Genomic DNA, 13,413 nt, shown 5'->3' on the forward strand with positions numbered 1-13,413 from the left:
ACAAGCTAAAATCTTTAACTATCTAAAGCTTATCAATCGCAGAGCAGCGCGGTTTTTTAGATTTTGCTTTGTGAAAGTATTTGGAAATCGGCCAGTTGATGAAAATGCCTGTCTGAAAACGTTCAGACAGGCATTTTCTGTGTCGGCTTTATTCTTCCGGTTGGCTGGATGCCTCGTCGAGCTGCTTCAACCATGACAATTTTTCGCCGATTTTGATTTCCAAACCGCGTGCTACGGGTTGGTAAAAATCCGGCTCCTGCAGATTATCCGGCATGTAGGTTTCGCCGGCGGCGTAAGCATTCGGTTCGTCATGCGCATAACGGTATGCTTTGCCGTAGCCCATTTCTTGCATCAGCTTGGTCGGGGCGTTGCGCAAGTGTATCGGCACTTCGTGGCTGGGATTGTGTTTTACAAATTGCCGCATTTGGTTATAGGCCGAGTAACCCGCATTGGATTTCGCAGCCGCCGCCAGATAAAGTACGGCTTGGGCGAGGGCAAGCTCTCCTTCGGGTGAACCGAGGCGCTCGTAAGTTAATGCAGCGTCGTTGGCAATCTGCATGGCGCGCGGGTCGGCTAAGCCGATGTCTTCCCATGCCATGCGGATGATACGGCGAGCCAGATAATGGGGATCGGCTCCGCCATCAAGCATACGGCAAAACCAATACAAAGCGGCATTGGGATGCGAACCGCGTACGGATTTGTGTAAGGCGGAGATTTGGTTGTAAAAACTTTCGCCACCTTTGTCGAAACGGCGGATTTGCGCGCCCAAGCTGTCGGCCAGAAAGGCCGGGGTAAGGGTGGTTAAGCGTTGGGTTTGAGCGGCGCGCAGCAATTGCTCCAGCAGATTGAGCAGGCGGCGGGCATCGCCGTCGGCGGTTTGGATAAGCAGCTGTAGCGCTTCCGGTTCCCAATCGAATGCGGCATATTCGGGCAGCGTCATAACTTTTTCGGCCAGATTGCTTAAATCTTCTTCGCTTAATGATTGCAACACATAAACCTGCGCGCGGCTGAGCAGGGCGGGGTTGACTTCAAACGAAGGATTCTCGGTGGTGGCGCCGATAAAGGTGAGCAAACCGCTTTCCACATGAGGCAGAAAAGCGTCTTGCTGGGCTTTGTTGAAACGATGTACTTCGTCAACGAATAAAATCGTTGATTGCCCTTGCTGCAAGGCGATTTCAGCTTTTTCAATCGCTTCGCGGATGTCTTTCACGCCGGAAAAAACGGCGGATATGGGCAGAAACAAGGCATGGAAACTTTGCGCCAAAATCCGGGCTAGGGTTGTTTTGCCTACGCCGGGCGGCCCCCAGAGCAGCATGGAATGCGGCTTGCCACCTTCTACAGCGATGCGCAGCGGTTTCCCTGCACCGATTAAATGCTGCTGGCCGATGACCTCGTCCAAGCTTTTCGGGCGCAAACGCTCTGCCAACGGCGCTTCGGGCGGGCGGGAAAATAAATCGGACATGGCGGTTTTCCTTTTTCAGACAGGCATGGCGGCAAACGGGTTCAGTGCCGATTATATCGTTACGCGGTTATCCTGAATATGCCGCTATGCGGTACAATATGCCGAAACCGATAGGAAATGCCGATGATGACCGAACGTGAAAAGATGCTGTTGGGCCTACCTTGCAAAGCGGTAGACGAAGCGTTGAGTGCCGAGCAGTCACGAGCAAAAGACCTGCTTTATGAATACAACATCCTTACCCGGCCGAGCGATAAAGCTAAGCGCGATAGTTTGATGAGAGCATTGCTCGGCAAAGCGGGCGAGCGGCTGACCGTTACCCAGCCTTTTTATTGCGATTACGGCACTTATATCGAAGTGGGCGATAATTTTTATGCCAATTTTAATTGCACGCTGTTGGATGCGGGCGGCATTTTTATCGGTAATAACGTATTACTGGCGCCGAATGTCGGGCTTTACACCGTCGGCCATCCTTTGGATGCAGGCCTGCGTAATCAATATTACCAAAATGCCAAACCGATTGTCATCGGCAATAATGTATGGATTGGTGCGCAAAGTATTATTTTAGGCGGCGTAACCATAGGCGATAATACGGTGGTTGCCGCCGGCAGTTTGGTTAACCGAGATCTTCCGGCGGGTAAATTGGCGATGGGCTCTCCATGCCGCCCTGTTAGAGATATTACCGAAGCAGACCGCGAAGCCTATCTGGCTAAGTTGTCATCCTCAATCTGATTTACCATAAGGAATAAAAATGAAAAAAATCTTAGCCGTAACGTCCCTTACATGCTTGTTGGCCGCCTGTGCTGCAGACGGCAGCTTTTTAGGCGGAAGCTCGGATACGGGCGTAGGCGGCGTAAGCAACGCTTTAATCAGCAATCTGATAGACAACCAATGCCGAACCGAATTAAACAATCGCAATGAATGGCGCATCGTGGCGCTGGCCATGACGGCGGAGAAGCAGCGCGAGTGGGAAGATAAAATCTGCGGTTGCGTTACCGAAGAAGCGCCCAATCAATTAAGCGCCGCCGAATTGCTGCAATTGGGCACTCAATCCGGCCGCACGCAAGTGATTGCCAAAGTAACGGCCAAAACCGTAACGGCCTGCACCGAGCGGATGTTTACAAAGAAAAGATAACAGGCGGATTTGATAAACTGCCTCCAACCTTATTAAATAGAGAACCGAATAATGAGATATGTCAGCACACGCGGAGAAGCCGCAAACAAACAGTTTAGTGAAGTTTTACTGATGGGGCTCGCGCCCGACGGCGGCTTGATGCTGCCGGAGCATTATCCGCAAATCAGCCCTGAAACCTTGCAGCAATGGCGCGGCTTGAGTTATCCGGAGCTGGCGTTTGAAATCATGAGCCTGTTTGTAAACGATATTCCGGCACAAGATCTGAAGGGCATTATCAACCGCACCTATACTGCGGAAATTTTCGGCAATCCTGAAATCACACCCGTACGCACACTCAAAGACGGCATTAAAATCCAAGCGCTTTCCAACGGCCCGACACTGGCTTTTAAAGATATGGCGATGCAGTTTCTGGGCAATGCTTTCGAATATGTGCTGGCTAAAGAAGGCCAAACGCTCAATATCGTCGGCGCCACCAGCGGCGATACCGGCTCTGCCGCCGAATATGCTTTGCGTGGCAAACAGGGCGTGCATGTGTTTATGATGTCGCCGAAAGGAAAAATGAGCGCTTTCCAGCGCGCCCAGATGTTTAGCCTGCAAGATGAAAATATTCACAATATTGCCGTGGAAGGCATGTTTGACGATTGCCAGGATATTGTGAAAGCTTTGCAGAATGACGCCGAATTTAAAGCGAAATATCATATCGGCACCGTCAATTCCATCAACTGGGGCCGCGTGTTGGCGCAAATCGTTTATTATTTTGCCGGCTATTTCAAAGCGACCGAATCTAATCAAGAAAAAGTCAGCTTCTGTGTGCCTTCCGGTAATTTTGGCAATATTTGCGCCGGCCATATTGCCCGCCAGATGGGTTTGCCTATTCACCGGCTGATTGTGGCGACCAATGAAAATAATGTGTTGGATCAGTTTTTCCGCACAGGCGAATATCTGCCGCGCAGCGCCGAGCATACTTACGTTACCAGCAGCCCTTCCATGGATATTTCGAAGGCTTCCAATTTCGAGCGTTTTATCTTTGATTTGATGGATCGCGACGGTACGGCGGTGGAAGCCTTATGGGCGGAAGTGGGTAAAGGTAAAGGCTTTGACCTGCACTTTATGTTGGATAAAATCCATCAGCGTTACGGTTTTGTCTCCGGCCGCAGCCTGCATGCCGACCGTTTGGCCACGATTAAAAACGTGTATGAAACCGACGGAGAATTGCTCGATCCGCATACGGCCGACGGCGTGAAAGTTGCGCGCGAAATCCGCGAGCCGGGTGAAACCGTGGTTTGTTTGGAAACCGCGCTGGCGGCCAAGTTTGCGGAAACCATCAGAGAAGCGGTGGGCGGGGACGTGGCCATTCCGAGACCGGCCGCGCTGAATAATTTGGAATCATTGCCGCAGCGCGTAACCGTGGTGCCTAACAATGCCGTTGTGGTGAAAAACATCATCCGCGAAACTTTGGATTAAGCGCAAGAAAATCCGAGTCATCTTTCAAATGCCTGTCTGAATGTTTTCAGACAGGCATTTGTGATTCAAGCGCTCATACTTCTAAAGGATTATCCCGTTCCCTCTTTTCGGTAGCTTTGCCCCATCATTTTGCTGTTGTCGTTTACGCTTTCGGCGCATGTTTTTCTTGTGTGCCATCCACTAAGCTGTTGCCTGTAAAAACTTCAAAATAATTTACCACCACTATTCGAAATAGCTTGTTCAGCAGGATTGATGCCTGTCTGAAAAAGTTGGAACGCAGGGCAGGCCGAGCCGCTTTTCCTGCCCGTAACGAAGGAACACCATCATGAAAATCAGAGCGCAAGTCGGCATGGTGCTGAACTTGGATAAATGTATCGGCTGCCATACCTGCTCCGTTACCTGCAAAAACGTATGGACCAGCCGCGACGGCGTGGAATATGCGTGGTTTAACAATGTGGAAACCAAGCCGGGCATCGGTTTTCCGAAAAATTGGGAAGATCAGGAAAAATGGAACGGCGGCTGGGTGCGCAAGCCCAACGGCAAGTTGGTGCCCAAACAGGGCGGCAAACTGAAAATTTTGTCGAATATTTTCGCCAATCCCAACATGCCGCAGATCGACGACTATTACGAGCCGTTTACCTACGATTACGAGCATCTGCAAAACGCGCCGAAAATGCCCACGCCGCCTACCGCACGGCCTGTTTCCGTGTTGACCGGCAAAAAGATGGATAAGGTGAACTGGGGGCCGAACTGGGAAGACGATCTGGCGGGCGAGTTTGAAAAGCGCGCCAAAGACGTGCTTTTTGAAGGCATTCAGAAAGATATGCACGCCGCGTTCGAGCAAACATTCATGATGTATCTGCCGCGCTTGTGCGAGCACTGCCTGAATCCGACTTGTGTCGCTTCCTGTCCTTCTGGCAGCATCTACAAACGCGAAGATGACGGCATCGTGTTAATCGACCAAGATAAATGCAGGGGTTGGCGGATGTGCGTTTCCGGCTGCCCTTATAAAAAAATCTATTACAACTGGGTTAGCGGAAAAGCCGAGAAATGTATTTTCTGTTATCCGCGTATCGAAGCGGGCGAACCGACCGTTTGTTCCGAAACCTGCGTCGGCCGCATCCGCTATTTGGGCGTGTTGCTTTACGACGCCGATAAAATCGAGCAAGCCGCCAGCGTTGAAAATCCGCAAGATTTATATGATGCGCAGCTGGGCGTATTCCTTAACCCGCATGATCCGGAAGTGCAGCGTGTTGCTTTGGAACAAGGCATCAGCCAAAGCTGGCTGGATGCGGCCAAACAATCGCCTGTTTATAAAATGGCAATGGAATGGAAAGTGGCTTTTCCGTTGCATCCCGAATACCGTACTTTGCCGATGGTTTGGTATATCCCGCCACTCTCGCCCATTCAATCGGCGATTGAAAACGGCTTGGTTGGGGAAAACGGCATTATTCCGAGTGTAGACGAAATGCGTATTCCTCTGCGTTATCTGGCCAATCTGCTCACGGCAGGCAAAGTGGAGCCGATTAAAGCCGCGTTGGAACGCATGATTGCCATGCGCCGTTACAAACGCGGGCAGGTGGTGCACGGTGAAACATTGGCTCAAACGCTCGACGGCACGGGCCTGACGCCGGAAATGGTGGAAGACATGTATCAAATCATGGCGATTGCCAATTATGAAGACCGGTTTGTCATTCCAACTTCGCATAAAGAAATGGTGGAAAACAGCTTTGAAGACAAAGCGAGCTGCGGCTTCTCTTTTGGCAACGGTTGCTCCGGCGGCGGTAGCGAAGAGAGCTTGTTCGGCAAACGCAAAGGCACGCCGATTGTCTTTTTCGACCGTCGCAACGACCTTCAGGAAAACCGCGAAAAAGGGGTTAGGTAATGAATGCAAACCCCGTTTACCAATGGTTTTCAGCGCTTCTGTGTTATCCCGAAGCCGAGCTGATTGAGGCGCTGCCCGAATTTCAGACAGCCTTAAACGAATGGCCGCCGTTGCAAAAGCAAACGCATCGTTTATCGGGTTTTCTGGCTTATCTGCAAACGCATAGTCTGCGCGATTTGCAAGAGCGTTACGTTGCCACATTTGATCGCAACCGCAATCATGCGCTTTACCTTTTCGAGCATGTTTACGGAGAAGACCGCGACCGCGGCAGCGCAATGGTCGATTTATTGGAGGAATACCGCCGCGGCGGCTTTGAATTGGGCGATACCGAGTTGCCCGATTATTTGCCCGCCTTGCTGGAATATCTGGCGCAAGTGCCTTCCGAACATGCGCAGAAACTTTTGGGCGATGCCGTGCATGTTATCGCCCATATAGCGGGAAAGCTGGAAAAAAACGGTTCTCCCTATGCCGTTTTGCTGCAAGGCATTACCGAACTGAGCCCGGTAAAACCGCAACCGCTGGTCGAACCGCCCGTACGCGATATGGATGAAGCGATGGAAACGTTTGGCCCTGATGTTGCCGGCGTCGAGCCTTTGCTGAAGCCCGGTATCGAAACCGTGCAGTTTTATCCTAAAAGCGTGTATAAGGCGCAAGCGCAAAAAGGAGCATAAACAATGAACACACTCAACCAATTTTTCTTTGGCATTTATCCCTATATCTGCCTGTCTGTTTTCTTTTTCGGCAGTTTGGTGCGCTTTGATCGCGAGCAATATTCATGGAAAAGCGATTCCAGCCAGCTTCTTTACCGCGGCCAACTCCGTTTGGGCAGCATGCTGTTTCATACCGGCGTGTTGGCGGTTTTCTTCGGCCATTTGTTCGGTTTGCTGACACCCTTGGCATTTTGGGATTTCATCGGAGTCAGCCACGGAGCGAAGCAGGTTTTCGCCATGACGATGGGCGGTATTTTCGGCACGGTTGCGCTGGTCGGCTTGCTTTTGCTTATTCACCGCCGTTTCAAATGCGACCGCTTGTCGGCTAATAGCACTTGGCGCGATAAACTGGTGCTTATCTGGATATTGCTGACGCTGTGTTTGGGTTTGTCAACGATTTTCGTCAGTATGGGGCATCTGGACGGTCACGAAATGGTCAAACTCATGCAATGGGCTCAGCATATCGTTACCTTCCGCGGCGCGGCGCCGGAATACCTTGCTGATGTGAGCGTGATATTTAAGCTTCATATCTTTATGGGTATGACTTTCTTCTTGATTTTCCCGTTTACCAGAATGGTGCATGCGTGGAGCGGATTCGGCAGCGTTTACTATATTCTGCGTCCGTGGCAGTTGGTGCGCCGTCGTTAAACATGATAGATACACGATAACTAATGCCTGTCTGAAACTTTTCAGACAGGCATTTTGCATCAAAATCATCAGAAATATTTTACCAGCGACAAGCCTATTTCATTTTGCTGGTATCGGTATAGCCAGCGGATATTGCTGTTGACCCGACGGTGCTTGAGTGTCAGGGTTGGTTTTAAGCCAGCGAATTTCCAGCGCTCCGCCCCTAGGCTCAAAGTATAGATTTGCTCGTTATCTCGTCGACGTTGACCCAGCGTGGCATTTTCCGCGTCGTAAGAGCGATGGCGGAACAGCGTGTTTAGAGAAGCATCGAATCCTGTGCCGAATTGTTTGAAGATACCGAGCCTTAGAGAAGGCTGGCGATAGCTTTCGGTTTCGTCTTTGGCAATGCGCCGTTGAAAGTCTAAGCCGCCGAATAGGATTAAATCATCACGCAGCGAGAAAGAGAGTGTGTTGAACACCGACATCAGGCGGCTGTTGTTATGCTTTACCTCTTCATCGAAATAAACCATTTTTTTCCACTCTGTTTCCGTGTTCCAAGACCAGCGGCTACGGTTTTCGTTCCATTCGGTGCGCATACCGTAAGCGCGATATTGAGCGTGCTTGCCGATACTGTTCCATTCCCATAAAGGAGCGGCCGTTACCGTGCGCTTTGCATCGGCAAATTGATAGCCCGGGCTGATATTCAGCGTATGCTCGTTATATTCGCTATCGCGGTAAAATCTGCCATAAGCAAGAACACGGGTATGCAGGCCGTGATGGCCGGAAAGTTGCCAGCGGCGGGCCGCCGCGGCCTCATAGGCAATGCCGGCGGAAGGTCGGGGATTGGGGGCTTGGCCTTGGAAAATATAACATTCGTCTTGCAGCTCCGGCGGGCAATCGATAATGGCCGGTTGTGTGCCGCCGGAACCTTCGTTGACATTACTGTTTCTTACTGCGCCAAGAGAAAACGACCCCTGCCATTTTTGCCGTTGCGACAGGGCATCTTGAAACAGCCGGATGTTGTTTTGCACCGGCTCGGGTAATGTTTCCCGCGGCACTTTGTCAAATTCCGCCGCCGATTCCCGATTGAGTTGGTCTTCGAATAACAGGCGGGCTAAATCCAGTCTGCCACGGGTAAAATCGGGCTGGCGTTGCAGCAAGGTTTCATAGCTTTGCCGCGATTGTTGGACTTCCCCTTCCGAGCGTGCCAAGGAGGCGCGGGCAAACAAAGCGATATCTTGATCGTAACCCGGTTGACGCTCGTATTGTGCCAGTAAGGTGCGCACCGTATCCCAATCTTGATGATTCACTGCTGAGAAAAGCGCTTGGCCGACATCTTGCTGTTCGTTCTCCGTTTTACTGTATGTTTCGTCTGTTTGAAAGGATTCGCTTTCTTCCAAAGCTTTGTTATCTTGATGTTGTACAGCCTGGCGTGTGTTTTGCCAGATTCGTTGGGCGGTATTGTCTTCCGCGAATACGGGCAAGGCAATGATCAGATAAAGATAAACTGTTTTTCTAAACATAGAAGGCCTGTCTGAAAGTGATGGCTGAAAGGGAGGGGGTAATTAATTGTAGTAATAATAATTTATTAAACTATATTTTTGATTGTACAAAGGCTTGCATTTATGCAAGCCTTTGTATTTTTGATTAATCCCGTTTGGAATTAATTTGTCATCGATTTAACGTTTGCCACCAAATGCGGTGTTGTAAGTACGATTGTTGAAAGTAGCGATGCCGGCTACACCGGTTGCACGGTTACCAAAGAAATGACCATGCGTATTTCCTCTCAAACCGGCGGCAGTCGCCGTACCATTAAACGTAGCATTAGCTGGTACGATTCTGGCGTTGATGCCCAGAGTGAAGGAGCTATTTTTCAATGAACCGGTCAGAGTATTTCTACGGAAATCGCCGCGCAGGTTACCTGTTAACAAGTTTCCGCCGTTGTAGCGGTTAATCCCTTTGACCTGATAGTTAACCACTGCGCCGGTTGGCAGGCTGGTAGATTTTTCCCTGCCTGAATAATACACAGTACGGGTGGCATCTGTCGGTCTACCAGTAGCAGACCATTCTCCATAGTAGGCATTGTGTCCGGCTACTTGTTGGAAGTTAAACGCTCCGGTGCCATGATCTGTTCCAGAGTTCGGTATGCGTGTTACACCATATCTGTCATAACTTCCTCCAATACGGTTTTGGGCGAAACTTTGTAAGCCTAAGAAAGAAACACGGGTACCTCCAGAAAAAGAATTTTTACCGATACCGGGATCGCCAAGATTCCCTTTATGAACGCGTATAACTCTGGTAAGGGGACCTACATTAATTTGAGAGCTATCGCTGATACCGGATACGGTTTCCGCTAATGCAGCGGGTGCAAGAGAAGCCAGGGTTAATGCGCTGAGAATGAGTGTAAGTTTCTGATGTTTCATAATTCTATTTCCTTTCGAAAAAGAGATTTTTGAAATACTGATTGAAATTGTTTCATTCAGTATTAATATTATAACTCATGTAAAAAGAAATAATAATGATTATCTTTATTTAAATAATCTTATTTATGATAAATAATTGAAAATAAATTATATTAATTTATTTTCAGGTTTGAAATAATTTATAAAATTTACATAATTAAAAGCAAAAATGCTTTTGCTAAAAAAGCAGAAATCCGTTGTTTTCTATCCGATACCCATCCTAGTAATTGATATATATGAAATTTTCTATTGAAAAAATTAAATTAAATTGTGAAAAATTGTTGTAATAAATAATTTCAGCATTTTTATTTCTATTTTGAATTATTACATGCCATGAATCGTGCCGTTTATTCTTCTATTCACTCCGAATATTTAAAAATCAAATAATAATCAATTTTATTTATGTAGGATGATATTCACATAGTAATAAAAACAGACAGGGGGATGGAGAAATGGAAAGAATCAACAAGCGATACAACAAATTGGCCTTAATGATTGCCGCCTGCCTGTCGGCACCGACAGCACTGGCAGCAAATAAAGAGAATCTTCCAAGCGGAGAAACCGAAGTTGAGTCGGTTACCGTACACGGGCATGCAGACAAGCATCAGGCAGGGCACGACAAGGTTTATGAAGAGGATATGTCGAGCCTTTACCGCGATAAAGACCAGATAGAGCTGTTTCGCGGCACTTCTGCCGCAGATTTGTTTAAAGGTATGGCAGGGGTAGGCATAGGCGATGCGCGCAATAGCGGCGGCATTGATCCGAATATCCGCGGTATTCAGGGTCAGGGGCGGGTACCGGTAACGATAGACGGAGCAGAAAACGGGGTAACGGTATGGCGGGGTTATTACGGAGCGAATAACCGCAGCTATATTGATCCGATGCTGATCAGTAGCATTAGGGTAGAGAAAGGTGCGTCGCTGACGCGGGGATTTCAGAGTTCGGTAGGCGGTGGTATCGCCTTAAAAACGCTGGAGGCGGATGACGTTTTGAAACCGGGCCGGAAGATCGGGGCAGACATTCGTCTGGAAGCGGGCAACAATATGGCTAAAGAGCGTTTGCCGGATATGAGCGTGATTGGTAAAGAGTGGCCATACCTTTCAGATGATGGCCGAGCTGGGCTGCGCGCCAAAACATACGTTCTACCCGGCAAGCAAAAAAACAATAGTTTCGGACATGATCAGGCCGGGCGGATTGCGGTGGCGGGGAAATCGGATTGGGGGGAGTTGGTGGCGGCGTATGCCTATCGCTATCATGGCAATTATTATGCCGGCAAGGGCGGGCGTGATCATTATGCGAAGCTTTATTTTGGCGGCGGTGTACGTGGGCCGGGTTTTTCATCGCCAAATGCAACGACATTAGACAATATGTTTGCCAGCGGAGGAGAAGTTATGAATACCTCACTGGATAACCGTTCGTTTTTGGTTAAAGGAACGTTGAAGCCTACGGAGAATCAAGCGATCAGGCTGGGGTACCGTTATCTGGACAGCCGTTATGGCGAGATTATGCCTTCGCGCAATACGGGATTGCTTAAAGATGGGCAGTTTACTATGCCGCAGTGGCCGTTAAGCCGCATCAGGATGGGGACTTATACCTTGGATTACCATTGGAAGCCGGGGAATCGCTGGATTGATTTGGAAGCGGGCATCTGGAAAAATCAGGCGAGAATGGATTTGCATAATTCGGGAGGCAATGTTTATGATTTTGCATATGTGAAAAATCATAAAGATGTAAGAGATGATAAATCCACCAGGGAAGTAGTGGCGGGTTCTTTTATTAAAAGCCTGGATAACCGCTGGGGCGTTCAGTTTTCCAATAAAATGCGTCTGCTGGATAAATTGAATCTGACGGTAGGTGGCAGTTTTCAGCATGAAAAGCTGGGCAGTCCGGATGAAGACTGGAAGGTGCTTGCGGGTTATGAATTGCCTTTCGCAAGCGTGCCGCGCCAAGGCCGGCGGAACGAATATCAAGGCCATTTTAATTTTGACTGGCAGCCGACAGAGAGGTTGAGTATCAATGCCGGAGCACGTTATAACCATTACGATGTAATCGATGATTTGGTCAATAATGCTCTGTCAAAAGTGACATCATTACAATCGATATTTGAAGATGGTCTGAGAAGAGATGTGGAAAGAAACGGCAGTGGAGAATCCAGAAATATGCTCGAATCACACAATCTTTCGATGAAAAGGAACCTTTCCGATGAAGATTTATCTTTCGCGGAAAATGCTTTAGCGGGAGAAACGGCGTATGGTATACCCTATAATAGACCGGAAAATATCAATCAGGAAGAAAAGGCAGAATATCTCCGCCAAGGCGCGTCTGAAGCTCAGGCCAATGAATGGGCTTATCGTGAAACTAATAGCTCTAATGGTTCACATCCTATTTATTATCTTCCTCGTGATGAATACGGCAAAATATCACGTGCGGATAATCCGTTTTTAAACGGTAAAGCCAAAGAGCTGGGTATTGTGGTTCCGTATCAATTTGTTGCGTCCGGTGCAGATAAAACACAGCATATGGAGCGCATTGATTCGATTACAGACGGAGTGTATCCGCGGTACGCGGAATTAGCTAGATTGGTTTATTCAGACGAATATACTCTAAGGCAAGAATCACTGAGGCCGGGTTCTACGGGTACTGGTACTCAAGAGTTGGCAGCAATGAAGGCTCGGATTATAGAGAATCGCAAGCAAATGGCAGCCTTGGAGCATTCAGGTTGGAAGCAGAAGCGAGTTGAGAAGCGTAAAGGTCATGCTTGGTCACCTATTTTTTCTATTTCCTACCGGCTGACCGACAATATACGGCTGTATGGCCGTTGGGCACAAAATACCCGTATGCCCAGCATATTCGAGAGCACATCCGGCTTCAGCTCTTCTGCTCAGGGTTATAAGAGAAAGCCGGAGGTCGGCACCAATTTGGAATTCGGTTATGTGCATAATCTGCGTGATATTTTGCCGGGCAAAGCGGAAAGCGCCGATATCAAGCTGGCTTATTATAGAAATACGATCCGAAATGCGATAGACCGGGGAGACAATCTTGAATTTATCCAGCGTGACAAGTGGAGCACTTCAGGTCTGGAACTGTCGGGCCGCTATGATAACGGCCGGTTTTTTGCCGAAGCGGGCGCGAATTATGTGTTGAACAATCGTGTTTGCGATTCCAACGAAGCGGCGCTGGTTGATGTGTATTATGGTAAATCGCCTTTATGTGTTGAGGGTGGTTTTCCGGGCGGTTATATGTATAACATGGCGTTGCCGAAATATACCTTTAACGTATTATTGGGCGGGCGGTTTTTTGACCGTAAGCTGGAAATGGGCAGCCGGCTGACATTCCACACCGGCTATAAACGTTCGAAAGAGGCGGAAGATTATGTTAAAAAGTATCTGGATGGTAGCCGTTCAACAGACATTGCCGCATTAAACGGCTCGGTGCCGTGGTATGCGGCGACGATTATCGATGCTTATGTGAAATACAATTTCAAAAATGATTTGAGCATTGAATTTACCGGCAGCAATCTGACAAACCGTTATTACTTTGATCCGTTAGCCCGAGCCAATATGCCTGCCCCGGGCAGGACGCTACGCTTTTCTTTGAGTAAGAAGTTTTAATCGTATTATCTGATAATCAAAAGCCTGTCTGAATGCTTTTCAGACAGGCTTTTTGATTAA

The 13,413-nt window shown here is 48.6% G+C and carries 10 protein-coding genes; 7 read left to right on the top strand and 3 right to left on the bottom strand.

Translation table 11 applies throughout. The features are described 5' to 3' along the window. Nucleotides 1–148 precede the first annotated feature (148 nt). Complete coding sequence (locus Q4A84_RS04025) at nucleotides 149–1,462, bottom strand: replication-associated recombination protein A (protein WP_303087644.1); 1,314 nt, start codon at nucleotides 1,460–1,462, stop codon at nucleotides 149–151. Between the two features lie 123 nt (nucleotides 1,463–1,585). On the opposite strand from Q4A84_RS04025, the gene Q4A84_RS04030 reads away from it, so the two are divergent. From Q4A84_RS04030 to narI, 6 genes are all read left to right on the top strand, one after another. Then, nucleotides 1,586–2,191: a sugar O-acetyltransferase gene (locus Q4A84_RS04030; protein WP_303087645.1), complete on the top strand. Its 606-nt coding sequence runs from the start codon at nucleotides 1,586–1,588 to the stop codon at nucleotides 2,189–2,191. A gap of 19 nt (nucleotides 2,192–2,210) precedes the next feature. Next, a complete protein-coding gene (locus Q4A84_RS04035) occupies nucleotides 2,211–2,594 on the top strand; it encodes a hypothetical protein (RefSeq protein WP_303087646.1) in 384 nt (127 codons plus the stop codon). Nucleotides 2,595–2,645: 51 nt separating this feature from the next. Then, nucleotides 2,646–4,058, top strand: coding sequence for a threonine synthase (thrC, locus tag Q4A84_RS04040; protein ID WP_303087647.1), 1,413 nt, complete (start codon nucleotides 2,646–2,648; stop codon nucleotides 4,056–4,058). Nucleotides 4,059–4,383: 325 nt separating this feature from the next. Next, complete coding sequence (gene narH, locus Q4A84_RS04045) at nucleotides 4,384–5,943, top strand: nitrate reductase subunit beta (RefSeq protein WP_303087648.1); 1,560 nt, start codon at nucleotides 4,384–4,386, stop codon at nucleotides 5,941–5,943. Then, a complete protein-coding gene (gene narJ, locus Q4A84_RS04050) occupies nucleotides 5,943–6,614 on the top strand; it encodes a nitrate reductase molybdenum cofactor assembly chaperone (protein ID WP_303087649.1) in 672 nt (223 codons plus the stop codon). Before narH ends, narJ begins: the two co-directional genes overlap by 1 nt. Nucleotides 6,615–6,617: 3 nt before the next feature. Then, complete coding sequence (gene narI, locus Q4A84_RS04055) at nucleotides 6,618–7,301, top strand: respiratory nitrate reductase subunit gamma (RefSeq protein WP_303087650.1); 684 nt, start codon at nucleotides 6,618–6,620, stop codon at nucleotides 7,299–7,301. Between the two features lie 68 nt (nucleotides 7,302–7,369). Here narI and Q4A84_RS04060 read toward each other — a convergent pair whose 3' ends face one another. Beyond that, complete coding sequence (locus Q4A84_RS04060) at nucleotides 7,370–8,803, bottom strand: surface lipoprotein assembly modifier (protein WP_303087651.1); 1,434 nt, start codon at nucleotides 8,801–8,803, stop codon at nucleotides 7,370–7,372. 156 nt (nucleotides 8,804–8,959) lie between these two features. Then, nucleotides 8,960–9,703: a Slam-dependent surface lipoprotein gene (locus tag Q4A84_RS04065; protein ID WP_303087652.1), complete on the bottom strand. Its 744-nt coding sequence runs from the start codon at nucleotides 9,701–9,703 to the stop codon at nucleotides 8,960–8,962. A 491-nt stretch (nucleotides 9,704–10,194) separates the two neighbouring features. On the opposite strand from Q4A84_RS04065, the gene Q4A84_RS04070 reads away from it, so the two are divergent. Further along, nucleotides 10,195–13,353: a TonB-dependent receptor gene (locus Q4A84_RS04070; protein WP_303087653.1), complete on the top strand. Its 3,159-nt coding sequence runs from the start codon at nucleotides 10,195–10,197 to the stop codon at nucleotides 13,351–13,353. The last annotated feature ends 60 nt before the right edge of the window (nucleotides 13,354–13,413 follow it).

Source organism: Neisseria sp., assembly GCF_030527965.1.
Lineage (GTDB): Bacteria > Pseudomonadota > Gammaproteobacteria > Burkholderiales > Neisseriaceae > Neisseria.

Excerpts from the sequence above, each read along its gene's own strand:
- Q4A84_RS04070 (WP_303087653.1), top strand. The coding sequence starts at position 10,195 with ATGGAAAGAATCAACAAGCGATACAACAAATTGGCCTTAATGATTGCC.
- Q4A84_RS04060 (WP_303087651.1), bottom strand. The coding sequence starts at position 8,803 with ATGTTTAGAAAAACAGTTTATCTTTATCTGATCATTGCCTTGCCCGTA.
- Q4A84_RS04025 (WP_303087644.1), bottom strand. The coding sequence starts at position 1,462 with ATGTCCGATTTATTTTCCCGCCCGCCCGAAGCGCCGTTGGCAGAGCGT.
- thrC (WP_303087647.1), top strand. The coding sequence starts at position 2,646 with ATGAGATATGTCAGCACACGCGGAGAAGCCGCAAACAAACAGTTTAGT.
- Q4A84_RS04035 (WP_303087646.1), top strand. The coding sequence starts at position 2,211 with ATGAAAAAAATCTTAGCCGTAACGTCCCTTACATGCTTGTTGGCCGCC.
- narH (WP_303087648.1), top strand. The coding sequence starts at position 4,384 with ATGAAAATCAGAGCGCAAGTCGGCATGGTGCTGAACTTGGATAAATGT.
- Q4A84_RS04030 (WP_303087645.1), top strand. The coding sequence starts at position 1,586 with ATGATGACCGAACGTGAAAAGATGCTGTTGGGCCTACCTTGCAAAGCG.
- narJ (WP_303087649.1), top strand. The coding sequence starts at position 5,943 with ATGAATGCAAACCCCGTTTACCAATGGTTTTCAGCGCTTCTGTGTTAT.
- narI (WP_303087650.1), top strand. The coding sequence starts at position 6,618 with ATGAACACACTCAACCAATTTTTCTTTGGCATTTATCCCTATATCTGC.
- Q4A84_RS04065 (WP_303087652.1), bottom strand. The coding sequence starts at position 9,703 with ATGAAACATCAGAAACTTACACTCATTCTCAGCGCATTAACCCTGGCT.